The sequence below is a fragment of the Saccharothrix carnea genome, assembly GCF_003014735.1.
GTDB classification, from domain to species: domain Bacteria; phylum Actinomycetota; class Actinomycetes; order Mycobacteriales; family Pseudonocardiaceae; genus Actinosynnema; species Actinosynnema carneum.
In genome coordinates this window covers 542567-565042 of record NZ_PYAX01000001.1, presented here as the reverse complement: position 1 = coordinate 565042, position 22476 = coordinate 542567, and the positions used below count along the sequence as shown (strand labels likewise).

The window sequence follows — 22476 nt, the reverse complement described above, 5'->3', positions numbered from 1 at the left end:
CCGGCGCGACCTCGCATGGCGGTCCAGTCTGCGGGTAGTGGGCCAGTGGCGGCTAGGGGCGTGCAGCGCGCGGGTGTCGCGTACCGGGAGCACGGCAACGACGTCTCGGGCGGCGGGGGCGTCAACTAGCCAGCCCTCGCGCGTCGAGGTGGCCGAACGGACCGTCGACCAGGCGCAGTTCGGCCGCCCGCGCACGTCCGCGCCCGGCCCGCCGGAGCCCGACCAGCTCGCTGAACCGGTCCGCGTGCACCTTGGCCCGGTAGCGGGCGTAGTCGGCGGCCGAGTCCTTGGTGACCATGAACGCCCAGTCGCTGGACAGCGCCAGCAACGCCTCCCGCACGGCCTGGTCGGCGACCGGGTCGCGCACCGCGCCGGACAGGTCCAGCGCGAGCAGTTCCCGCTGCACCTCCGCGTTGCCGTGCACGATGTCGGCGACCTGAGGCCCGTTCCACACCTGCCAGTCCTTGCCCGAGCCCCACGACGACGGCGGCACGTCGACCGGCGTGCCCACGTGCCCGGCCTCGACCGCGCCGCGCAACGTCGTCACCCGCACCCCCGCCGAGGGCAGCAGCCGCAGCACCGCTTCCAGCCACGCCGGACCCTCGTGCCACCAGTGCCCGTACAGCTCGGTGTCGTACGCGGCGACCACCAGGGACGGCTTGCCGTGCTGCTCCTTCAACGCCCGCAGCCGCCGCACCACCGTGTCCACGAAGTCCGCCGCGTGCCGCTGGACGGCCTGTGCCGCCGAGTCCGGGTCGTACGGCCGCTTGTCGGACGGCTCGACGTGCTTGCCCGTCACCCGCGACGGCTTGAGCCCGCTCGGGTGGTCGTAGGTGTGGAAGTCCCGGTAGGCCGGGTCGCCGGGGTAGCCGACCTTGGGCGACCACACCCGGTACGACACCTCCAGGTCACGCCCGAAGGCCACCACGTCCGAGGTGCCGACCGGCCTGCCCGCGGCGGTGTCCCCGCGCAGCGACGGCCCGTCCACCAGGAACCTCCGCACACCGGCCCGCGCGTAGTCGTGCTCCAGGCCCGGCGCGTAGGCGCATTCCGGCGCCCAGATGCCCTCCGGCGTCGACCCGATCCGCAGCGCGGTGTCGGCCAGCCCGGTGCGCAACGAGAACGCCCGCAGCCGCGGGTCGAGCAGCGGCTGGAACGGGTGCGCGGCCGGTCCGCCCAGCAGTTCGACCGCCCGTGAGTCCACAAGGGACCGCAGCACCGGCGAGAAACCGTGCCGCCAGCGCGTTTCGAAGCGGTCCAAAGCCCAGGCCGACGCACGGTGCTCGCGTGCCGCCAGGTCGGGCAGCCGGGACGACGCGCTGTGCGCCCGCAGCTGCCAGTTGCCCAGCCAGTCGTGCAGGCCGCGCAGGCTGTACGGGTCGTCCAGCTGCGCCGCCAGGATCGGCGTGACGCCCAGCGTCAGCACGTCCTCGCGGCCCTCGGCGGCGAACCGCTCCAGCAGGTCCACCACCGGCAGGTACGAGTGCGCCCACGCCTGGTACAGCCACTCCTCGCCGACCGGCCAGGCGCCGTGGTGCGCCAGCCACGGCAGGTGGCTGTGCAGGACCAGGCAGAACGTCCCCTCGTGCGTCACGGGCGCACCGCCACGGCCACCAGGTCCAGGCTCGCGTCCAGGTCGTCGGTGGTGATCTCGAAGTCCTCCGCGCGCACCGACGCCACGGCGGCCAGCAGGTCGTCGGGCCACTCGCCGCCGTCCACCACCACGGCCACCTGCGCGTCGATGACCGACCCGCCGAACCGCTCGTCGAGCGCGCGCAACGCCGGGCCGTGCCGCAGACCGGCCAGCAGCTCGACCCGCAGACCGGCGTCGACCAGCAGACCGTGCAGCTCGGCGGGCGCCAGCTCGCGGGTGTGGAACGGGTTGAGCGGCGTGTCGCGGCCGGGGGAGAACGTGATCCGGTTCGGCGTGGTGACCAGCAGCCGCCCGCCGGGCCGCAGTACCCGCGCGCACTCGACCAGGAAGCCCTCCTGGTCCCACAGGTGCTCGATGACCTGGAGGTTCGCCACCACGTCCACGCTCGCGTCGCGCAGCGGCAACGACGCCAGGTTGCCGCGCAGCACCGCCAGTTCCGGGTACGCGCGGCTCGCGTGCGCCGCCGTCAGCTCGTCGTAGTCGAGCGCGACGACCCGTTCGGCGTGCCGGGCGATCAGCGCGGCACCGTAGCCCTCGCCGCAGCCCGCTTCGAGCACCACCGCGCCGCCGCAGTGCCGGACCAGGTCCAGGTACGCCGCCTCGTGGCGCCGGAACCAGTAGTTCTCCTCGGCGATCCCGGGCACGGTGCGCTCACCGGTGAGGGGCAGCGGCTCGACGGTCACCCGACCAGCGTAGTTGCTCGTTACTCGTTGGTAGGCGTCGCCCGTTCGTTGGACTGTCACTGTTTCGTGTGAACTTGCCGACTCGCGACGGCGGGTAATTGTTGCTGTGTGCATTAACAATGGATCGGCTGATTCGAGAAAATAACACTATCGGGTGACCTGAGCCAGGCCTGCGCTGATCTTCCCTGATGGTGTTTCCGCAGCCAGTGGTATGCATCGGCGGTGTCGCACCAGGGTAGTCGTGGGTGGTCATGTGCCGGTTGGGTGCCTTACGCTCGGTACCCTCGGCCAATCTTCGAACGAGCGGGGCCGCCATGGGTGCGAAAGAGCCGGAGATTGTTCCGCTGCACGCGGGTTTCGACATCGTCTACCGAGGTTTCCACCGCCGTCAGGTGATCGAGCACCTGGAGAACCTGGACGAGCAGCTCAAGTACAACGCCCTCGACCGCGCCGAGGCGCTGGCCCAGGCGGCCGACCTCCGCAAGCTGCTGGAGATGACCCGCGGCGACCTGGACGCGGCGCGGGCCCGCATCGAGCGGTTGGAGAAGTCGCCCAACACGACCACCGGCGCGTCCGAGCGGCTGCACCGGATGCTCACGCTCGCCGAGGACGAGGCGAACGACCTGCGGCTGCGCGCCGAGCAGGACGTCGCGACGTTGCGCGAGCGCACCGAGGCGGAGCTGGCCGACCTGCGGCGCCAGGTCGAGGAGGAGTTGGCCGCGCAGCGGGCCGAGGCCGACGCGCACGCGCGGGAGCAGCGTGACGCGGCGAACCAGCGTGCCGCCGAGCTGGACCAGCGCGAGGTCGACCTGGAACGCCGTCAGGCCGAGGTCGAGGCGCACCTCAGGGCCCGGGCCGAGGAGGTCGAGGCCGAGTGCGCCGCCGCCGTGGCGAACGCGGAGCAGGAGGCGGACCGCGTGCTGCGGGAGGCGGCCGAGCGGTGCACGCAGTTGGAGGCCGACTCCGACACCAGGCGCACCAAGGCGCAGAACTTCTTCGAGCTGACCATGAACCGGCGCCGCCACGAGGCCGAGCAGCACTTCGCGGAGCAGGAGGAGCTGGCGAAGACACGGGCCGCGTTCCTGATCAAGCTCGCCGCGCGTGAGGCGAGCAGGCGCATCGACGAGATCCAGCGGCAGGCCGAGGAACTGCGCGAGTTGCGCCAGACGGTGGCCGCCCAGCTCGCCTCGGCCCGCGTCGCGCTGGACTCGGCGGCCGACCGCGTGCCCAACCTGATCCCGGAGCAGACGACCGCCGAGCAGGTGAACGCGGAACAGGTGAACGCCGAGCAGGTGGCCGTGGAAGCGGTGGACGTCGTGCCGCCTGAGGTCGGGCGGGCGACTGACGACGAACGGGTCGGTGCTTGATGGTCTCGCGGCTCGTCCTGCTGTCGGTGGTGGGCTTGGTGCCGGTCTTCGCCGTCCACGGCGGCGAGGCCGCGGGCGCGCGACCGACGAAGGCGCCGGTGCGGCCGACGGTCGAACCGGCGCGGGAGATCCCGATCGGGCCGTCCGTCCGGTCGAGTGAGGACGGGTGATGTCCGGGGTGGCGGCGGTGTTCGGGCTGTGCGCCCTGTCGTTCGCGGCGGGCTGCGTGCTGACGGCGATCATGCTCCGGCGCGAGCAACCGCCCGAACCCGCCGCCGAACCGGCACCCGCCCCGCCGGCGCCCCGGCCGGAACCCCTGTTCCCGCCGCAGGACTACGCGACCAAGCCGATCCACCGCAACCCGGTGATGGGCATCCCGACCTCGCTGCCGGCACCGCGATCCGCCCGCCCGAACCTGGCCCTGGTGCCGGATCCCCAGCCGGGGACCGAGCTGCCGGTGCGGCAGGACGCCGTGCGCCGGATGCACGTGGTGCGCACCGGTCCGACGCCCGAACCGCTGGGATCACCCGCGGAGGGCGCGGAAACGGCCGAGCCGGCCACCGAGGACGCGGAACCGGCCGGCGCGGTCGTCGAACCGGCCGAGCCCGCCGTGGTCACCGAGCCCGCTGAACCTGTCGGACCTGCCGAAGCCGTTGCGGAGGCGGCAGGGGGTGTCGAGCCGGTCGCGCCCGCGGAATCAGCCGGGCCGGCCGAGCCCGCCGACGAACCTGGTGAGCCGATGGTCATCCAGGTACCGGTGCGGTCGGAGCCGGTCCGGCGCACGGTGGAAGCGGCCCGCCGGGAATCCAACCGGTAGCGGGCCGCCGAACCGCCTTGGTCGCTGTCAGCGCTTGCGGAACTTGCGCAGCAGTTGCTGGGCCTTGGCCTTGTTGCGGGGGTCGCGTGCCGCTTGCTTGACCTGTTCGGTGACCCGACGGCCCTGCGGACTGCGGGCGAACGCGGCGAGCTTGCTGAACAGAGATGCCATGTCCACCTCCTTCCCCGCACGCTCAACGCTCAAACCCCGCACGGAGTTCCTAAACCGGCGAAACGGTCACGCCGACCGCCCCGGGCCCGACGTGCGCGCCGATCGCCGAGCTCACCTGCGTCACCAGGAACCGCCGCACGTTGGGCAGCTTCGCGCGCAACTGCTCCAGCACGCTGCCCGCGCGATCGGCGGCGTCGAAGTGCTCGACCGCGATGTCCACGGCCTCCTGGCCCGCCCGCTTGACCGCGATCTCGACCAGCTTGCGCACCGCCCGTTCGGCGCCGAGCACCTTGTCCAGCGGCGCGATCCGCCCGTCCGTGACGGTCAGCAGCGGCTTCATCGACAGCGCCGAGCCGACCAGGGCGGCGGCCTTGCCGATCCGACCACCGCGCCGCAGGTACTCCAACGTGTCCACGTACAGCAGTTCGCTGCTGCGCCGGACGCTGTGCTGCGCGGCCGACACGACGCGGTTCGCGTCACCGCCCGCGGCGGCCACGGTGGCGGCGGCCACGACCGCGTAGCCGAGGCTCATGCCGCACGTCTGCGTGTCCACCACGTGCACCGGCACCTGCACCTGGGCGGCGGCCTGCCGGGCGGCCTCGACGGTCTGCGAGAGGCCGGTCGACACGTGCAGCGACACGATCGCCTCCGCGCCGGAGGCGGCCGCGTCGGCGTAGGACCAGAAGAACGCGCCGGGGTCGGGTGGCGCGGTGGCCACGTCCAGCTGCCCGCGCAGGGCGTCGACCAGCTTCGGCACGGGCACGCGGACCTCGTCCTCGACCCAGTCGCCGATGCGCACCTGGATCTGCGCGACGGTCACGCCGAGCTTCTCGGTCAACTGCGGCGGCAGGCAGGCGGTGGAATCCGTGACAATCGCTACTCGCCGTGGCATGCGCTCGAACGTAGCCCAATAGGGGGAGGGCCTGTAACGCCGTCGTGCGGAGAGACGACATTGTCCGAATAGCCTGGAACGCGCCAGTGAGCATCATCACCCGCCAGGGGTGCTTGCTGTCGCTTGCACCTCTGCTACCGGTGGGTAACATTCGGGTGGCCGACACCACCATGCCAATGCGGCGATGACATGGCAGGGTCACGAGCAATCCGGCGACCGCAGGCAACTACCGTCGCCCACCCACGTCGCCGCCCGTCCGCAGGAGGTCGAAGAGGACCCATGAACATTGTCGTCCTGGTCAAGCAGGTGCCCGACACCTGGTCCGAGCGCAAGCTCGCCGACGCCGACCACACCCTCGACCGCGAGTCCGCGGACGCCGTGCTCGACGAGATCAACGAGCGCGCCGTGGAAGAGGCGCTGCTGCTCCAGGAGGCGCACGGCGGCGAGGTGACCGTCGTCGCGATGGGTCCCGACCGCGCGACCGACGCGATCCGCAAGGCCCTCTCCATGGGCGCGGACAAGGCGGTGCACGTCTCCGACGAGGCCCTGCACGGTTCCGACGCGCTCACCACCGCGAAGGTGCTGGCCAAGGCCATCGGCACGATCGAGGGCTACGACCTGGTCATCGCGGGCAACGAGGCCACCGACGGCCGCGCGGGCGCGGTGCCGGCGATGCTGGCGGAGCTGCTGGGCGTGCCGCAGGTCACGCAGGTGCGCAAGCTCACCGTCGAGGGCGGCACGGTGAAGGCCGAGCGGGAGACCGACGAGGGTGTCGCGCACCTGGAGGCGAGCCTGCCCGCCGTGGTCAGCGTGAACGAGAAGATCAACGAGCCGCGGTACCCGTCGTTCAAGGGCATCATGGCGGCGAAGAAGAAGCCGGTCAGCACGCTCACGGTCGCCGACCTGGGGTTGGACGCGGGCGAGGTCGGCCTCGGCGCCGCCTGGTCGCAGGTGCTGGAGTCGGCGCCGAAGCCGCCGCGCGGCGCCGGTCAGCGTGTCGAGGACTCGGGTGACGGCGGTTCGAAGATCGCCGAGTACCTGGTCGGCCAGAAGCTCATCTGAAGGCGAGGAATCCAATGTCTGAGGTACTCGTCCTCGTCGACCACGTCGACGGCGAGGTCAAGAAGGTCACCTATGAGCTTCTATCCGCCGCGCGCCGTCTCGGCGAGCCGGCCGCGGTGGTGGTCGGATCGCCCGGGACCGCGGGCAAGGTGAGGGAGTCCCTGGGCCGCTACGGCGCCGTGAAGGTGTACGCGGTGGAGTCCGAGGACGCGGTGAACCACCTGGTCACGCCGAAGGTGGACGCGCTCGCCGCGATCGCGGGCACCGCGTCGCCCGTCGCCGTGCTGGTGTCGGCGACGCTGGAGGGCAAGGAGGTCGCGGGCCGGCTGGCCGTGCGGCTGGACTCCGGCCTGCTCTACGACGCCGTCGACCTCGACGGCGAGGGCGTCGCCACGCAGTCCGTCTTCGGTGGCGCGTACGTGGTGAAGTCCAAGGTCACCAAGGGCGTGCCGGTCATCGCCGTGCGCCCCGGTGGCGTCGAGGCTTCCGAGTCACCGGCGGACGCGGTCGAGCAGGCCGTCGAACTGCCCGCGGCGAACCCGGCGCTGGTCACCAGGGTCACCGGCCGCGAGCCGGTCGTCGGCGGCGACCGCCCGGAGCTGACCGAGGCGTCGGTCGTCGTGTCCGGCGGTCGTGGCGTGGGCAGCGCGGAGAGCTTCGAGGTCGTGGAGAAGCTGGCCGACAGCCTCGGCGCGGCGGTGGGCGCGTCCCGTGCCGCGGTGGACTCCGGCTACTACCCGCACCAGTTCCAGGTCGGCCAGACCGGCAAGACGGTCTCGCCGCAGCTGTACATCGCGCTGGGCATCTCCGGCGCGATCCAGCACCGGGCGGGCATGCAGACGTCCAAGACGATCGTCGCGGTCAACAAGGACCCGGAGGCGCCGATCTTCGAGATCGCCGACTTCGGCGTCGTGGGCGACCTGTTCGCGGTCGCCCCGCAGCTGACCGAGGAAGTCGGCAAGCGCAAGGGCTGACCTGCCGGTTCGTCCACGAGGGCCGTCTCGCCGCACGCGAGGCGGCCCTCGTGCCGTGCACGACCACACCGTGGCTTAACCGACCTGCCACTGAGGCGTCATCGGAACGACCTGCTCCCGGTCGCCAACCGGTCGGTAGACCAGAGCCATGACGCAGCCGCAACTGCTTGTCAGCACCGGTGACGCCGCTTCCGACGCGCCGCGCTACTCCCTGCTGGTCGCGCGTGACAGCGACGAGGTCGTGGCCGCGCAGCGGCTGCGGCACGACGTGTTCGCCACCGAGATGGGCGCCGTGCTGCACAGCTCCGTGCCGGGGCACGACGTCGACTACTTCGACCAGTACTGCGACCACCTCGTGGTGCGCGACGACCGGACCGGCGACATCGTCGGCACCTACCGGATGCTGCCGCCCGAGCGCGCCGCCGAGGCGGGCCGGCTGTACTCCGACGGCGAGTTCGACCTGTCCGCCCTCGACGCGCTGCGGCCGTCGCTGGTGGAGACCGGCCGGTCGTGCGTGCACCCCGACCACCGCAACGGCGCCGTCGTGTCGTTGGTGTGGGCCGGGATCGCCCGGTACATGCTGCTGTCCGGGCACTCGTGGCTGATCGGCTGCGCCTCCGTTCCCCTGAATTCGGGCACACTGCACGACCGCGGCTCGTTCGCGGCGGGCGTCTGGGACGTCGTGCGGGCCAAGCACCACGCGCCCGAGGAGTACCGGGTGACACCGTGGACGCCGTGGGACGTCGACTCGGTGGCGCGGCCGGACAAGACCGTGCTGCCGCCGTTGCTGAAGGGCTACCTGCGGCTGGGCGCGTGGGTGTGCGGGCGGCCCGCGCTGGACGCCGACTTCGGCGTGGCCGACCTGCCCGTGCTGCTCGGGATGGACCGGGTGGACCAGCGGTACCTGAAGTTCTTCCTCGGGGAGACGGCGTGAACAAGCACGCGTGGATGCCCGTGTCGCCGTGCGGCGACGGGTGCGTCGACCACTCGACGGCCTCGGTCGGCACGGCGCGGGTGGTGTGGCGGGTGGTGGCGGCGTCGGCCGTGATGCTGTCCGGGCTGCTCGTGGTCCTCGCGGTCCTGTGCGTGCGCGGGCAGGCGCGTTCGGTGCTGCTGCGGCGCTGGTTCCGGGCGCTGCTGGGCGCGTTCGGCGTGCGGCTGCGGGTGGTCGGGCCGGTGTTCCAGGACAACCCGGGACGTGGCGTGCTCGTGGTGTCCAACCACGTGTCCTGGTTGGACGAGCTGGCGATCGACGCCGTGCAGCCGATCCGGATGGTGGCCAAGCGCGACATCCGCGACTGGCCGGTGCTCGGCCGGCTGATCACCGCCGCCCGCACGGTCTACCTGGACCGGGAGCGGCTGTCGCTGCTGCCGGGGACGGTGGCGGAGCTGGCGGCGGCACTGCGGGACGGCGCGGCGGTCGGCATCCACGCGGAGGGCACGACGTGGTGCGGCGTGGTGTCCGGGCGCTACCGGCCGGCGCTGTTCCAGGCCGCGCTGGACGCCGGCGTGCCGGTGCGACCGGTGGTGCTGCGGTACCTGCAGGGTTCGACGACGACCACCCGGCCCGCGTTCGTCGGGTCCGACACGCTGGTCGACTCGATGCTGCGGGTCCTGCGCTCGCGCGGGCTGGTGGTGGAGGTGCACGTGCTGGACGAGGTCGCCCCCGGCCGCGCGTCGACGCGGCGCGAACTGGCCGCACTCGTGCAGCAGGAAGCCGAACGGGTCGCGTACGGGTCGGTCGAACTGCCCGCGCAACGGGTGCACGCCCCCTCGAAGACCGCGCAGGCCGCCTGACGGGTCCGCGGGTGGCCCCACCCCCAGGGCGGGCCACCCGCGGTCACCGCCTCAGCAGGCCTTCACCGCCACGGAGTGGACCCGGCCGGAGATGTTGTAGATCGTCACCTTGCCCCAGCCGCCGCTCTTGGTCACGTTGTAGGTGTAGCCCGACTGCACCCGCTGGCTGCGCTTCGCGCCGGCGGGGACGTCGCTCTGCTGCACGACGAGCGTGCCCGACTTCGACCCACTGGCGTAGATGATCGAGTACAGCCGGGGACCGCTGCAGTTGTTGGTCCAGTTGATGTAGCCGTAGCTCTCGGCGGACGCGGGGCCGGCCGTGACGGCGAGCCCGCCGAGGGCCAGGCCGAGGGAAGCGAGCAGGACGGTCAAGCGCTGACGCACGGGTTCTCCTCGGTGCACGGGGGATCAGCCGCGAGTCAACACCGCGCCACCGTTCCGCGCGTCGGTCGTTCACACCACATGATCCCTGGTCTGCGTCATATGGCCTTGACCTCGACCTGGGTGGAGGTTGAACCATTGACCCGTGACGACGACGACCGATGCGCCCGCCAAGAGCAACCTGTGGACACCTGAACGGCGGGGCCCGACGCTCGGGATCATCCTGCTCGTCACGCTGCTCGCGTTCGAGAACATGGGCGTCAGCACGGCGATGCCGCGCATGGTCGCCGACCTCGACGGCAACGACCTGTACGCGTGGCCGTTCCTGGCGTTCCTCGCCGCCAGCGTGGTCGCCACCGTGCTGTCCGGACGGCTCAGCGACCTGCGCGGGCCGCGGCCGTCGCTGCTGGTCGGACCCGCGCTGTTCCTGGTCGGCCTGCTCGTCGCCGGACTCGCCCAGGACATGTCGCTGCTGCTGCTCGGCCGGGTGCTGCAGGGCTTCGGCGGCGGCGCGCAGGTGGTCGCGGTCTACGTGCTGATCGGGCTGGTCTACCCGGAACGGGACCGGCCCGCGGTGTTCGGCATGCTCGCGTCCGCGTGGGTGGTGCCGTCGCTGGTCGGACCGGCGGTCTCCGGGTGGCTGACCGAGGCGCTGAGCTGGCGCTGGGTGTTCCTGGGGCTGGCGCCGTTCGTGCTGCTGGGCGTGCTGCTGCTGGTGCCCGTGCTGCGCAACCTGCCGCCGCACACCCCCGACTCGAACACCCGGCGCGGGTTGCCGCTGGCCGCGCTCGGCGCCGGGTTCGGTGTCGCGGCGCTGAGCTGGGCCGCGCAGCACCCGCGCGGCCTGAACCTGGTGATCGGCCTGGTCGGGCTGGCGGTGCTGGCGCCCGCGCTGCGCGTGCTGCTGCCCAAGGGCACCCTCACCGCGCGTCGCGGCCTGCCGGTGACCATCCTGGCCCGCGCGCTGCTCGCGGGCTCGTTCTTCGCGGCCGAGGCGTTCATCCCGCTGACGCTGACCGCCGTGCACGGCTACTCGGCCATCGCCGCCGGCATCCCGCTCACGCTGAGCGCGCTCGGCTGGTCCAGCGCCGCCTGGTGGCAGTCGCGCCGGCCGGACATCCCGCGCGAGAAGCTGGTGCGCTGGGGGTTCGTGCTCAACGCCGCGGGTATTTCCGGAGTGACGCTCATCGCACCGTCGTGGGGTCCCGCGTGGGCGACCCCGGTGCTGTGGGCGATCGCCGGAGCGGGAATGGGGATGGCCATGTCGAGCCTGAGCGTGCTCACCCTCGGCGCGTCGTCCGAGGTCGACCGGGGGTTCAACTCCTCGGCCCTGCAGATCAGCGACATGCTCGGCTCGGCGCTGCTGGTCGGCCTCGGCGGTGTGCTGGTCACCACGTTCGCCTCGGCCGCCGCGCCCACGGCCGCCGTGGTGCCGTTCGACCTGCTGATGGTGGGCGTCGCGGTGCTCGGTGCGGTGCTCGCCGGGCGGCTGGGCCGGGCTACCCTGGAAAGCTGATGGCCTACTTCGACCACGCCGCCACGACCCCCATGCTCCCCGAGGCGATCGAGGCGATGACACGGGCGTTGTCCACCACGGGCAACGCCTCGTCGCTGCACACCTCGGGACGGCGGGCGCGGCGGCTGGTCGAGGAGGCGCGGGAGGACATCGCGGACGCCCTCGGCGCGCGACCCTCCGAAGTGATCTTCACCAGCGGCGGCACGGAGAGCGACAACCTCGCCGTCAAGGGCATCTACTGGTCCCGCCGCACGTCCCGCCGCCGTCGCGTGGTCGCCACGTCGGTCGAGCACCACGCCGTGCTGGACGCCGTGCAGTGGCTCGCCGAGCACGAAGGCGCCGAGATCACCTGGCTGGAGCCGGACGGGCTCGGCCGGATCAGGCCCGAGGTGCTGCGCGACGCGCTGGACGACGACGTGGCCCTGGTCACCGCGATGTGGGCGAACAACGAGGTCGGCACGATCAACCCGGTGCCCGAGCTGGCGGGCCTGGCCGCCGAGCGCGCGATCCCGCTGCACACCGACGCGGTGCAGGCAGTCGGCGCGGTGCCGGTCGACTTCGCCGCCTCCCGTGCGTCGGCGCTCACGCTCACCGGCCACAAGCTCGGCGGGCCGTACGGCGTCGGCGTGCTGCTGCTGGGACGTGACGTGACGACGACACCCGTGCTGCACGGCGGCGGGCAGGAGCGGGAAGTGCGGTCCGGCACGCTCGACGTGCCGTCGATCGTGGCGCTGGCCGCGGCGGTGCGGCACGCGGTGGACCACCAGGCCGAGTCGGCGGCGGAACTCGCCGCGCTGCGCGACGAACTGGTGGCGTCGGTGCGGCGGGTGGTGCCGGACGTGGCGGTGAACGGCGACCCGGTGCACCGGCTGCCCGGCAACGCGCACCTGACGTTCCCCGGCTGCGAGGGCGACAGCCTGCTGATGCTGTTGGACGCCAAGGGCATCGAGTGCTCCACCGGCTCGGCCTGCACGGCGGGCGTGGCGCAGCCCAGCCACGTGCTGCTGGCCATGGGCGTGGACCCGGTGCTGGCGCGTGGTTCGCTGCGGTTCTCGCTCGGCCACACGTCCACGGCGGCCGACGTGCGCGAACTGGCCGAGGTGATCGGCCCGGTGGTGGAGCGGGCCCGCACGGCGGGCATCGCGGGGTTGAAGAGGCTTGCTGGCAAGGCGACGGCGGAGGTGTGACGGGCATGCGGGTGCTGGCGGCGATGAGCGGCGGGGTGGACTCCGCCGTGGCTGCGGCGCGGGCGGTGGCGGCGGGCCACGAGGTGACCGGCGTGCACCTGGCGCTGTCGGCGAAGCCGGGCACGTTGCGCACCGGCGCGCGCGGCTGCTGCACGATCGAGGACGCCCGGGACGCGCGGCGCGCGGCGGACGTGCTCGGCATCCCGTTCTACGTCTGGGACTTCGCGGAGCGGTTCACCGAGGAGGTCGTGGACGAGTTCGTCGCCGAGTACGCGGCCGGCCGCACGCCCAACCCCTGCCTGCGGTGCAACGAGAAGATCAAGTTCGAGGCGTTGCTGGACAAGGCGATCGCGCTCGGCTTCGACGCGGTGTGCACCGGGCACTACGCCCGACTGGCCACTGTGGACGGTGTGCTGGAGCTGCGCCGCTCGGCGGACGACGGCAAGGACCAGTCGTACGTGCTGGCGTCGTTGACGCACGAGCAGCTGTCGCACGCGATGTTCCCGCTGGGCGACTCGACCAAGGCGCAGGTGCGGGCCGAGGCCGCCGAGCGCGGGCTCCAGGTCGCGGACAAGCCCGACAGCCACGACATCTGCTTCATCCCGGACGGCGACACCCGCGGCTTCCTGACCCGGCGGTTGGGCGAGCAGCCCGGCGTGCTGGTCGACGACGAGACCGGTGCGGTCCTCGGGCGGCACGTGGGCGTGCACGAGTTCACCGTCGGCCAGCGCAAGGGCCTGGGCATCGACGCGCCCGCGCCGGACGGGCGGCCCCGGTACGTGCTGTCCCTGGAGCCGGTGAGCGGCACGGTGCGGGTCGGTGCGGCGGAGAAGCTGAAGGTGACCGAGATCGTCGCACGGCGGCCCGTGACGCGGATCGGGTTCGACGGGCCGGTGGAGTGCGTGGCGCAGGTGCGCGCGCACGGCGGCCTGGCGCCCGCGGTGGCCGAAGTCGTCGATGGTGAGCTGCTGGTTCACCTTAGGGAGCCGTTGAGCGGCGTCGCCCCTGGTCAGGCGGTCGCGGTGTACCGGGAGGACGCGGCGGCGGGCGACTTGGTGCTCGCCAGCGCCACCATCAGCTCGACCCGCTGACCTCGGGGCTTGTGGATTTGTCGGTGTCGCCTGCGACACTGCGTGCGTGCCGTATGACAACGCACGACGCCGGAGGTCGCTGGTGGACATCGGGACCCGGGTGAGGGTGCTCTCGAGCAAGCTCGACCACCCGTCCGCGCAACGTCTCGACGCGGAGCAGTTCGAGCGGCTGCGGGCGGAGGTCCGCACGCTGCGCTGGGTGGTCCGGGAGCGCCTGCACCGGCCCGAGTGGGCCGACCTGATCGCCGAGGTCGAGGCCATGGTGGAACGGGTGGCGGGGCTCGACCCGGCGCTTGCGCGCGAGGTCGAGGTGCCGTCGCAGGCCGGGATGTCGCAGGGGGGAGTGTCGGGGCGCGTTTCGCCGGAGTTGGGGGCGGTGGAGCGGGTGACGGAGTGCCGGTGAGGGTTGGGGTCGGTCGTTGAGCTGCGGGCTCGGCGGTTGGCTGTGGCTCGGTGGAGCGGCGGCCCGCTGGCTGGGTCCGGCTCGATTCGACATGGGGCCCCTTACGGGCACTCCAGGTAGGCCAAAGCCGGGCAGGCCTGGCGGGAAGAGCGTCCGCCAAGCCTGCCCGGCTTCGTAAAATCGGGCCTTTGGGGTGGTGGTGTCAGGGGGTCCAGTCGGTGTTTGCGCCGCACAGGATGATGCAGGGCAGGTCGCCCGGGACCTGACCGTCCAGCCAGGCGGCGAAGGGGACGGCGGCGGCTGGTTCGACGGCCAGGCGGAAGTCTTCCCACAGCCGGTCGCGGGCGGCCAGGATTTGCTGGTCGGAGACGAGCACCGACGTGACCGGGTGGCTCCGCAGGACCTCGAACGGGACATTGCCCACGCGGGTGGCGCCCAGGGCTGAGGCGGCGATCGAGTCGACTTCGGCGTCGACCGGCTCGCCTGCGGCCAGGGCGTGGTGCAGGGCGCAGCAGTGCTCCGGCTCGACGGCGATGGTGGGCCTTGCGGAGGCCAGTGCGGTTCCGGCGGCCAGGCCACCGCCGCCGACTGCGACCGCGATCGCGTCCACGTTCGGCGCGTCCTCGACGACCTCGGCGGCGACGGTGCCCTGACCGGCGACCACGATCGGGTCGTTGTAGGCCTCGACGTAGAAGCCGGGGGTCTCGCGGGCGGCCAGGACGGCCTCGGCGTACGTGTCGCCGTGCCGGATCAGTTTGGCGCCGGCCGCTTCGATTCGGCGGACCTTGCCTTCCGGGGCGCCGGTCGGCACGAACACCGTGGCGTGCAGGCCGAGCAGTTGGGCGGCCTTGGCGACGCCCAGGCCGTGGTTGCCGCCGGAGGCCGTGACCACACGATCCGGTGAACCGGCGGCGATCAGGGTGTTCAGCGCGCCGCGCAGCTTGAACGACCCGGTGAGCTGGAGGTGCTCCAGCTTGAACACGATCGGCCTGCCGTCGACCTCGGTGCGCCACAACGGGGTGCGGCGGGCGTGCGGGCGGATGCGGTCAGCGGCGGCGGCGACGTCGGGGGTCATGGGTCCAGCATGCGCTCATCCGGTGAACCACCTGTAGGCCCACATGACGAGCGTCACCGCGCCCACCACGAAGCACAGCAGCACGATCACCAGGCCGATGAGCACGAGCACGTTCGTGTGCCACGACGAGTCGCGGTCGTCGGCCACGAGCAGTTCCGCGCGCAGCTGGTCGTTGGCCGCCTCCTGCAGCGCCACCAGGCGTTGGCGGGCGGTCTCGGTGGTGGCGGCTGCCTCGCCGCCGGTCCAGTTCATCGCCTCCAGCCGCGCCAACGGGGTCCGGTAGGCGCGTTCGAACGCGGCCACCTCCGCCTCGTCGCGCACCTCGGACAGGTAGCTCCACCGCCCGGCCTGCGCCGAGTCGCCGAGCAGCCGGTACACCGCGGCGAGGCGCTCGCGCAGGTCCACCCGGTCGGGGTAGCTGGTGACCAGCCCGACCAGCCGTTGCCGGGCCCGCAGGACACTGGCCAGGTCACCGCGTTCGACCTCTTCGGCGGCCTTGCGGAGCGTCAGCTCGAGCGGCATGAGCCACATCGTCCCAGCCCGTGCAACCGTAGGATCTCCGGGTGATCGCGGTGTCGGTGGTGACGTTCGGCCTCGCCTGGTGGCTCGGGCTGTACCTGCTCGTGCGCGACCCCCGGAAGCGCCTGCTCCAGCGGGCCTCGGTCGGGTTGCTCGCTTACGCGCTGGTGATCGTCCTGCCGCTGCCGGCGATGGCGATGGCGGTGCCCGCGGTGGCGTGGACCGGCGTGGTCGTGTGCTGGCTGCCCGTGCGCTACGACCGTTGGTGGCGGTACAGCGCGCTGCCGTTGCTGGCGGCGGCCTACTTCGCGCCCGTGGTGGTGCTGATCCCGTTGGCCGCGGCCCTGGTGCTGTGCCTGCGGGTGCGGCGGGCGTTGTTGGCGGCGGCGACGGTCCTGTTCGGGCTGAGCTGTGCGTTGCTGCTGGTGGACGTGCTGCCCGAGCCGCTGGTGATCGCGTCGGCCGGGTTCGACCTGCTGGTGTTCGGCGTGATCGTGGCGGTGGCGGACGCGTTCGACGAGGGTGAGGCGATCCGGGCGGACATGGTGCGTTCGCTGCTCACGTCGGCCGGGTTGGGGGCGGTGTTCGGCGGCCAGGTGGCGTTGTTCCTGGACGACCGGCTGGTGCCGCTGCTGTACGGCACGGTCGCCGCCGCGATCGCGGTGCAGGTGCTGGCCAACCCGCTGGCGCTGCTGGTGGACCGGGTCGCCGTGCCGGACGTGGCGTCCGAACGGGCGGAGCTGCGTGACGCCGCCGACGCCCTGCCGCGTCGTCCCCCGCTCGACCCGGCGGATTTCGTGAAGCTGACCAGGCGTGCGCTGAGCAATTACGGCGACCTGGGGAAGTTGGTCGCGAGCCCGTTGACGGAATTGCCGGTGATCGACGCCCGACTGGCCGCGCGCGGTGCGTCGGACCAACCGCTGGAACGCGCGGCGGAGTTGAAGTCGTTGTTGCTGGAGAGCATCTGCCGGCTCAAGCCGCGCGACGGTGATTTCGGCACCAGCGACGAATGGCGGCACTACAACGCTCTGTACTTCTACTACGTGGTCGGCATCCGGCCGTACAGCAGGCGGACCAAGCGCGAGGACCTCGACCCGCAGGCACGGCGGGCGCTGGCGTGGTTCGTCAACCAGGTGCCGGAGCGGACGCTGCACAACTGGCAGAACGCGGGGGCGAAGCTGGTGGCCGAGGACTTGTTCTCGCAGGTCGACGCCCCGTAACTGGCAGGCGTTGGCAGTGTTTGGCGTACCGCTGGCAGTGCCGTCGACCCTAGCTTTCGAGCCATGACGACAACTCAGGTCCGCCACGACGGTCTGCTCCGCTTCGCCCTCAAGCTCGACGGTGTCGCCTCGGGCGGGCTCGGACTCATCACCCTGCTGTTCAACGACCTGCAGACGGGATTGCCGCGAGGCCTCGTGATCGGCCTCGGCGTGTTCCTGGCTTTTTACGGCGTGGGTGTTTTCCTGCTCGGCCTCCGCCCTATCCGCCCCTTGGTCGCGGTGGTGATCATCGGCAATTCGGTGTGGGTCCTGGACAGCTTCCTCACCGCTTTCGCCGGCTGGTTCCCGGTCACCGGCCTGGGCGTTTTCCTGATCGTCGCCCAGGCGATCGCCGTGATGGGTTTCATCACCCTTCAGGTGCTGGGTCTGCGCCGTTCGGCTTGAGCGTCCGGCTCCGGCCGCGGAACTCCGCCACCACCTCGGCGCCCCGGCGCACGGTGATGTCGTAGATCCCACTGCGCCCGAACCGCACCCGCTCCACCGCCTCGGCCACCAACTCGTCCCCCTCGTGCACGGGGGCGATGAAATCGATCTCCGCCTGCGCCGCCACGGTCACCGAACCGTGGCGGTTGCACGCGCAGGCGAAGGCCGTGTCCGCCAGCAGGAACACGTACCCACCGTGCCCGATCCCATGCCCGTTGACCATCCGCCCGCTGACCGTCATCGCGAGCTTCGCCGTCCCGTCACCGAGCTCGATCGCCCTGATCCCGAGCGCAGCCGACGCGGCATCGTTGGCAAGCATCTCCGCAGGTCCGTTCATCCCTGCACCTTAAGACAGCGGCGGCGCCGGCCAAGGAACGACCGACGCCGCCACCGGCAGGGTTATGCGGTGAAGCCCTTGAAGATGTTGGTGAACTCGTACTGGGTCTGGCTGATGCTGCTGCACGTCGGTGAGATGCCGCCGCCCGGGCAGCCGCCGTTGTCGCGGCCGACCGACCAGAAGCCCAGCAGGCCGATGCGGTTCGTGTTGGCCCAGGCCACCAGTTTGCGGGCGTGGGCTTGGGTGAAGACCTTGCCGTTGAAGTTGCGGCCGATCATCGGGGTCACGCCGAGCAGTCGCTTCAGCTCGGCATCGGACTTGGCGGGCCAGATCTGCTTCATCTGGCGGAGGCTGCTCTCCGCGGCGGCGATGACGGCGTCGCCCCAGTCCGGGCGGGACGAGCCGAACTCCATGGTCATCGGGTTGACCAGGACGGTCAGGCCCTTGGCGGCGGCGTTCTGCAGGATCTGCACCGAGTACGGGTCCATGCCGTAGTCGTCACCCTGCACGCGCATCGTGTAGCTGATCGACGTGCCGCGCTCGGTCTGCAGGCGCTTCAACGCGGTGTTCACCATGTCGTGCGGGATGGACGCCTCGACGTCCACGTCCAGGTGGTTGCTGCCGACCGCGTCGAGCACCTTCTTGTACGCCGCCAGCAACGCGTCGGCGGTGGAGCACGAGTACTCCAGGTACGGTCCGGCCGCGCCGCCGGTCGCCACGATCACGTCGCCGCCCAACGCCTTCAGCGCCCGCACGTCGTTGATGATCCGGCTGTCGTTCAACGGGATCGTGCCGCCCCACGACGGGTTGCAGCCGCTGCTGTCCGCGAGCGCGAACGCGAGCGTGAACACCTTCTGGCCGGTGGCCCGGGCGACCGACTCCAGTGACGGCGTCGGCATGGTGATGTCCACGTACGGCGCGGACTTCAGGCTGCCGGGGAGGGGAGGCTGGTCCGTGGTCGTTGTTGTGGTGGTGGTGGTGGTGGTCGTTGTTGTTGTGGTGGTCGTGCCGCCGGTGCAGGGTTGGCCGTTGAGCTTGCAGTTGGCGGGCAGTCCGGTTCCGTTCACCAGGAACCCGAACGACGTGGACGCGCCCGCTGCCAGGCTGCCGTTGTACTCACGGTTGGTGAACGTGTGGTGCGAGCCGCTGCTGGTCAGCGTGGCGTCCCAGTACGAACCGGGCGTGCTCCCCGCCGGCAGGTCGAACTCGACCTTCCAGCCGGACACGGCGCCCGACCCGGCGGTCACGGTGAACTTGCCCTGGTAGCCCGAGCTCCACGCGGAGTCCTGGCTGAACACGGCGGTCGGGGTCGGTGCGGCGCCCGCGGGGGCGGCCAGCAGCAGACCGGCGGTGACGATCGCGGTGACGCCCGCCGCCAACGCGGCCAGGCTCGTGCGCTTGCGGGACATCGGTACCTACTCCCGTGCAGGGGGGAACGGGGTGGGAGTGGTGCGGGAGCGCGGGGCGCGGCACGCCCCCACACCACGTCGTGGCGGTGCCCTCGACCACTGTCGGCACCGACAAGGTGACCGTAGGTGGCCTAGACCACTTCGTCAATGGGTCTAGACCTTTTCAGTCCTGAACGGCCGAGCGGCGGTGGTGGGAGACTGTCCGCGTGGATGCCCTCCCTTGGTCCGCCGGTGCCGCCACCGGCATCGGCTCGCTACCCGGAACCGACCCGCTGGAGGCCGCCAGGATCGTGCTCGGCGAACTCCCCGACCTCCCTCACCTGCCCGAACTGCCCGCACGGGGTGTCGGCGCGGACATGATCGGCCGCACCGCCGCGCTCCTGGTCGACCTGCCGGTCGAGGTGGTCCCGTCCGGTTGGCGGACCGCCGCGCACCCCGGTAGGGACCACCGGCGCGCGGTGGACCTGTTGCGCCGCGACCTGGACGCGTTCGAGGAAGCCGCCGAGCCCGTGCCGCCACCGGTGGTCAAGGTGCAGGCCGCCGGACCGTGGACGCTCACGGCGAGCGTCGAGCTGCTGCGCGGCCACCGCGTGCTCACCGACAGGGGTGCGCTGCGCGAGTTCACCCAGTCCCTGGTCGAAGGGCTCAACCGGCACGTCGCCGAGGTCGCCAAGCGCACCGGCGCGAAGGTCGTCGTGCAGCTGGACGAACCGGCGCTGCCCGCCGTGCTCAAGGGCCTGCTGCCGACGCCGTCCAAACTGGGCACGGTCGCCGCTGTCCCCGAGCCGGACGCGCGTGCCGTGCTGCAGACCGTGGTCGACGGCCTCGACGCGGACGTGATCGTGCACTGCTGCGCGCCGAAACCGCCCGTGACGCTCTTGCGCCAGGCGGGTGCGCGGGCCGTGTCGTTCGACGTCACGATCCTGGACGACACGATGTGGGACGAGATCGGCGAGGCGTGGGAGGAGAAGACCCAGCTGCTGCTCGGTCTCGCCCCGAGCACCGACCCGGCCACGCCGCAGACGCTGAAGTCGCTGGCCCAGCCCGCGTTGGACCTGGTGGACCGGCTGGGGTTCCCGCGGTCGATCCTGGGCACGCACGCCGTGCCGACGCCGACGTGCGGCATGGCCGGTGCGAGCGCGAAGTGGGTGCGGCGGGCGCTGGCGCTGACCCGTGACGTGGGCAAGGCGTTCGTCGAACCACCCGAAGGCTGGTAACCCCGCGAGTCGAACACTCAGGTCCCGCGTGTCCTACGTAGGACACGCGCGTTCCGAACGTGGGACACGCGGGACCTGGAGGTTCGACTCGCGCGGGGTTAGAGGGTGGTGAAGGGGGTGGCGTAGGTGAAGGGGCCGGTGAGGGCGGGGGTGTAGGTGGTGAGCGTGCGGGCTTGGAAGTACGGGGTCCAGGTGGGGTCCGGTGGGGTGATGTCGTAGGTGGACGCCGGGACGAAGCCGAAGCGGGAGTAGTAGGCCGGGTCGCCCAAGAGGATCACCAGGGGCTCGTCGAGGGCGTCGGCGGCACCCAGGACGGCGTGCATCAGGGCCTTGCCGACGCCGGAACGTTGGTGCGAGGGGAGCACGCTGAGAGGCCCCAGGCCGAGGGCCGGGAAGTCACCCACGGACCCGCGCGTGCACACGACGTGACCGACCGTGGCACCGTCGAGCTCGGCGACGAGCGACAGGGCCGGGATCCACCCCGGATCGGCCCGCAGCTCACCGACCAGGCGCGCCTCACCACCCGGTCGGGCCGCGAACGCGGCCTCCGTCACGTCGTGGATCGCCTGGACGTCGGCCGCGTTCTCGCGTCGGATCAGCACGGTCCAGCAGCCTAGGACCCCACCAGGTGAACCCCAGACGGCAGATCCGCCCCACGCAGGAACGCCAGCAGCACCTGCTGGAACGCACGCCCGGCCGACGTCGGCGCCACGTCCGTCCGATGCGCCAGCGCCACCGTCCGAGTGGTGGCCGGCGCCAACGGCGTCCCGTGCAACGACCGCGCCGCCAGCACCGTGCTCGGCACGATCGCCACCCCCAACCCCACCTCCACGAACCGCAGCACGGCGTCCATCTCCCCGCCTTCCACCGCGAACCGCGGCTCGAACCCCGCCTGCCGGCACGCCGCCAACGTCGTCTCCCGCAGGTCGTACCCCGGCCGGAACATCACCAACGGGTGATCCCTGAGGTCCGTCAACCGCATCCGGGTGACCCCCAACGGTGACGCCGACGCCACCACCAGCTCCTCCCGCAACACCGGCACCACGGTCAGCGCCCGGTCCGCGTCCGCGGGTGACACGATCACCAGCGCCAGGTCCAGCTGCCCCGCCTCCAGCGCCGCGACCAGGTCACGCGACCCGCCCTCCGTCACCGACACCTGGATGCCGGGGTAGGCGTCGTGGTACCGCTTGATCACGTCCGCGAACAGGCTGCCGCACAGGCTGGGCGTCGCACCCACCCGCACCCGACCCCGCCGCAGCCCCACCAGCTCGGCCACCTCCAGCCGCGCCGTGTCCACATCGGACAGGATCCGCGCGGCCACGGGCAGCAGCGCCTCACCCGCCGGCGTCAACGTCACGTTCCCGCGCGCCCGGCTGAACAGCTCCGCCCCCAGCTCCTTCTCCAGCGCGTGGATCTGCTTGGACAGTGAGGGCTGCGCCACACGCACCTCCGCCGCCGCACGCGTGAAGTGCCGTGTCCGGGCCACTGCCAGGAAGTACACGAGCTGCTGCAGCGTCATAGCCCCAGGCTATCTTCAGCCAGCTCACGATGTATTGGACGACTCGTCACCCCCGTTCCTAGCGTCAGCGACGTGGACACGATCGGGCTCTACCGCACCACCGTCGGCAAGAAAGTCGTCATGGCGGTCACCGGCGCCGGACTGCTGCTGTACGTCGTCGTGCACATGCTCGGCAACCTCACCGTCTTCTCCGGCCCGGACGCGATCAACGGCTACGGCCACTGGCTGCGCGAGATCGGCGCGGTCTGGCCGACGCGGGTGGCGCTGCTCGCCTGCGTCACGCTGCACTTCGTCGCCGCCTACCAACTGACCGCGAAGGCGCGCAAGGCCAGGGGCCGCTACGAGCACCGCCGACGTGTCCAGGGCAGTTACGCGGCCCGCACCATGCGCTGGGGCGGTGTGATCATCGCCCTGTTCGTGGTCTACCACCTGCTCGACCTCACGGTCGGGTGGCTCAACCCGAACGGCATACCCGGCGAGATTCACGCGAACGTGGTCGCCGACTTCCAGCACTGGTACGTGGTGCTGGCGTACGCGATCGCCGTGCTCGCCCTGGGCTTCCACATCCGCCACGGCGTGTGGAGCGCCATCCAGACGTTGGGCGTCACCACCTCGCGCGTGATCGGCCTCGGCGTGGCCGTGGCGATCTGCGCCGGTTTCCTCTCCGTTCCCTTCGCCGTCTTCACCGGATTGGTGAGCTGA

The 22476-nt window shown here is 71.8% G+C and carries 26 protein-coding genes; 15 read left to right on the top strand and 11 right to left on the bottom strand.

Going from position 1 to position 22476, the window contains the following annotated elements:
• Window positions 1-121 precede the first annotated feature (121 nt).
• The gene (locus B0I31_RS02775) at window positions 122-1594 is read right to left on the bottom strand and encodes a 1,4-alpha-glucan branching protein domain-containing protein (RefSeq protein ID WP_106613666.1); all 1473 of its coding nucleotides are present in this window, start codon (window positions 1592-1594) and stop codon (window positions 122-124) included.
• Window positions 1591-2337, bottom strand: a complete 747-nt coding sequence (locus tag B0I31_RS02770) for a class I SAM-dependent methyltransferase (protein ID WP_245949613.1) — start codon at window positions 2335-2337, stop codon at window positions 1591-1593. Before B0I31_RS02770 ends, B0I31_RS02775 begins: the two co-directional genes overlap by 4 nt.
• A gap of 314 nt (window positions 2338-2651) precedes the next feature.
• Here B0I31_RS02770 and B0I31_RS02765 point away from each other — a divergent pair, with 314 nt between their 5' ends.
• The 3 genes from B0I31_RS02765 to B0I31_RS02760 are packed head-to-tail and all read left to right on the top strand — an operon-like array spanning window position 2652 to window position 4521.
• Entirely contained in the window at window positions 2652-3704 is a 1053-nt protein-coding gene (locus B0I31_RS02765) for a coiled-coil domain-containing protein (protein ID WP_106613664.1), read from the top strand.
• Window positions 3704-3874, top strand: a complete 171-nt coding sequence (locus tag B0I31_RS40340) for a hypothetical protein (protein ID WP_181319954.1) — start codon at window positions 3704-3706, stop codon at window positions 3872-3874. Before B0I31_RS02765 ends, B0I31_RS40340 begins: the two co-directional genes overlap by 1 nt.
• Window positions 3874-4521: a hypothetical protein gene (locus B0I31_RS02760; protein ID WP_106613663.1), complete on the top strand. Its 648-nt coding sequence runs from the start codon at window positions 3874-3876 to the stop codon at window positions 4519-4521. The genes B0I31_RS40340 and B0I31_RS02760 overlap by 1 nt, the downstream gene beginning before the upstream one ends.
• Before the next feature lie 27 nt (window positions 4522-4548).
• Here the strand turns inward: B0I31_RS02760 and B0I31_RS40335 are convergent, their stop codons facing one another.
• Window positions 4549-4692, bottom strand: a complete 144-nt coding sequence (locus B0I31_RS40335) for a hypothetical protein (protein ID WP_181319953.1) — start codon at window positions 4690-4692, stop codon at window positions 4549-4551.
• A 49-nt stretch (window positions 4693-4741) separates the two neighbouring features.
• Window positions 4742-5584: a DegV family protein gene (locus B0I31_RS02755; protein WP_106613662.1), complete on the bottom strand. Its 843-nt coding sequence runs from the start codon at window positions 5582-5584 to the stop codon at window positions 4742-4744.
• Between the two features lie 279 nt (window positions 5585-5863).
• On the opposite strand from B0I31_RS02755, the gene B0I31_RS02750 reads away from it, so the two are divergent.
• From B0I31_RS02750 to B0I31_RS02735, 4 genes are all read left to right on the top strand, one after another.
• A complete protein-coding gene (locus tag B0I31_RS02750; RefSeq protein ID WP_106613661.1) occupies window positions 5864-6646 on the top strand; it encodes an electron transfer flavoprotein subunit beta/FixA family protein in 783 nt (260 codons plus the stop codon).
• 14 nt (window positions 6647-6660) lie between these two features.
• Entirely contained in the window at window positions 6661-7620 is a 960-nt protein-coding gene (locus tag B0I31_RS02745) for an electron transfer flavoprotein subunit alpha/FixB family protein (protein ID WP_106613660.1), read from the top strand.
• A gap of 148 nt (window positions 7621-7768) precedes the next feature.
• Window positions 7769-8554: a GNAT family N-acetyltransferase gene (locus tag B0I31_RS02740; protein ID WP_106613659.1), complete on the top strand. Its 786-nt coding sequence runs from the start codon at window positions 7769-7771 to the stop codon at window positions 8552-8554.
• The gene (locus B0I31_RS02735) at window positions 8551-9417 is read left to right on the top strand and encodes a lysophospholipid acyltransferase family protein (RefSeq protein ID WP_245949611.1); all 867 of its coding nucleotides are present in this window, start codon (window positions 8551-8553) and stop codon (window positions 9415-9417) included. Before B0I31_RS02740 ends, B0I31_RS02735 begins: the two co-directional genes overlap by 4 nt.
• Window positions 9418-9468: 51 nt before the next feature.
• Here B0I31_RS02735 and B0I31_RS02730 read toward each other — a convergent pair whose 3' ends face one another.
• The gene (locus tag B0I31_RS02730) at window positions 9469-9801 is read right to left on the bottom strand and encodes a hypothetical protein (protein WP_146173707.1); all 333 of its coding nucleotides are present in this window, start codon (window positions 9799-9801) and stop codon (window positions 9469-9471) included.
• A 142-nt stretch (window positions 9802-9943) separates the two neighbouring features.
• Here B0I31_RS02730 and B0I31_RS02725 point away from each other — a divergent pair, with 142 nt between their 5' ends.
• From B0I31_RS02725 to B0I31_RS02710, 4 genes are all read left to right on the top strand, one after another.
• A complete protein-coding gene (locus tag B0I31_RS02725) occupies window positions 9944-11314 on the top strand; it encodes an MFS transporter (RefSeq protein ID WP_106613657.1) in 1371 nt (456 codons plus the stop codon).
• Window positions 11314-12501: a cysteine desulfurase family protein gene (locus tag B0I31_RS02720; protein ID WP_106613656.1), complete on the top strand. Its 1188-nt coding sequence runs from the start codon at window positions 11314-11316 to the stop codon at window positions 12499-12501. The genes B0I31_RS02725 and B0I31_RS02720 overlap by 1 nt, the downstream gene beginning before the upstream one ends.
• A gap of 5 nt (window positions 12502-12506) precedes the next feature.
• Window positions 12507-13592, top strand: coding sequence for a tRNA 2-thiouridine(34) synthase MnmA (gene mnmA / locus B0I31_RS02715; protein ID WP_106613655.1), 1086 nt, complete (start codon window positions 12507-12509; stop codon window positions 13590-13592).
• Window positions 13593-13674: 82 nt separating this feature from the next.
• A complete protein-coding gene (locus B0I31_RS02710) occupies window positions 13675-13995 on the top strand; it encodes a hypothetical protein (RefSeq protein ID WP_106613654.1) in 321 nt (106 codons plus the stop codon).
• Window positions 13996-14197: 202 nt separating this feature from the next.
• Here B0I31_RS02710 and B0I31_RS02705 read toward each other — a convergent pair whose 3' ends face one another.
• Entirely contained in the window at window positions 14198-15070 is an 873-nt protein-coding gene (locus B0I31_RS02705; RefSeq protein WP_106613653.1) for a serine/threonine dehydratase, read from the bottom strand.
• Between the two features lie 15 nt (window positions 15071-15085).
• Window positions 15086-15592 carry a DUF6584 family protein gene (locus B0I31_RS02700; RefSeq protein ID WP_106613652.1) on the bottom strand — a complete coding sequence of 169 codons (507 nt, stop codon included), beginning with the start codon at window positions 15590-15592 and terminating at the stop codon, window positions 15086-15088.
• 41 nt (window positions 15593-15633) lie between these two features.
• Here B0I31_RS02700 and B0I31_RS02695 point away from each other — a divergent pair, with 41 nt between their 5' ends.
• Together B0I31_RS02695 and B0I31_RS02690 are read left to right on the top strand one after the other, a co-directional pair.
• Window positions 15634-16809, top strand: a complete 1176-nt coding sequence (locus B0I31_RS02695; protein ID WP_106613651.1) for a hypothetical protein — start codon at window positions 15634-15636, stop codon at window positions 16807-16809.
• A gap of 63 nt (window positions 16810-16872) precedes the next feature.
• Complete coding sequence (locus tag B0I31_RS02690) at window positions 16873-17253, top strand: hypothetical protein (RefSeq protein ID WP_106613650.1); 381 nt, start codon at window positions 16873-16875, stop codon at window positions 17251-17253.
• Here B0I31_RS02690 and paaI read toward each other — a convergent pair.
• Both paaI and B0I31_RS02680 read right to left on the bottom strand, forming a co-directional pair.
• A complete protein-coding gene (gene paaI / locus B0I31_RS02685) occupies window positions 17216-17629 on the bottom strand; it encodes a hydroxyphenylacetyl-CoA thioesterase PaaI (RefSeq protein ID WP_106613649.1) in 414 nt (137 codons plus the stop codon). The genes B0I31_RS02690 and paaI overlap by 38 nt on opposite strands.
• A gap of 62 nt (window positions 17630-17691) precedes the next feature.
• Window positions 17692-19038, bottom strand: a complete 1347-nt coding sequence (locus B0I31_RS02680) for a glycoside hydrolase family 18 protein (RefSeq protein ID WP_106613648.1) — start codon at window positions 19036-19038, stop codon at window positions 17692-17694.
• Between the two features lie 206 nt (window positions 19039-19244).
• On the opposite strand from B0I31_RS02680, the gene B0I31_RS02675 reads away from it, so the two are divergent.
• Window positions 19245-20255 (top strand): methionine synthase, encoded by a 1011-nt coding sequence (locus B0I31_RS02675; RefSeq protein WP_106613647.1) that lies wholly within the window; start codon window positions 19245-19247, stop codon window positions 20253-20255.
• A 98-nt stretch (window positions 20256-20353) separates the two neighbouring features.
• Here B0I31_RS02675 and B0I31_RS02670 read toward each other — a convergent pair whose 3' ends face one another.
• Window positions 20354-20857 carry a GNAT family N-acetyltransferase gene (locus B0I31_RS02670; protein WP_106613646.1) on the bottom strand — a complete coding sequence of 168 codons (504 nt, stop codon included), beginning with the start codon at window positions 20855-20857 and terminating at the stop codon, window positions 20354-20356.
• A gap of 11 nt (window positions 20858-20868) precedes the next feature.
• Window positions 20869-21774 carry a LysR family transcriptional regulator gene (locus B0I31_RS02665; RefSeq protein ID WP_106613645.1) on the bottom strand — a complete coding sequence of 302 codons (906 nt, stop codon included), beginning with the start codon at window positions 21772-21774 and terminating at the stop codon, window positions 20869-20871.
• Between the two features lie 72 nt (window positions 21775-21846).
• Between B0I31_RS02665 and B0I31_RS02660 the strand changes: the two genes are divergently transcribed.
• Complete coding sequence (locus tag B0I31_RS02660; protein ID WP_245949609.1) at window positions 21847-22476, top strand: succinate dehydrogenase cytochrome b subunit; 630 nt, start codon at window positions 21847-21849, stop codon at window positions 22474-22476.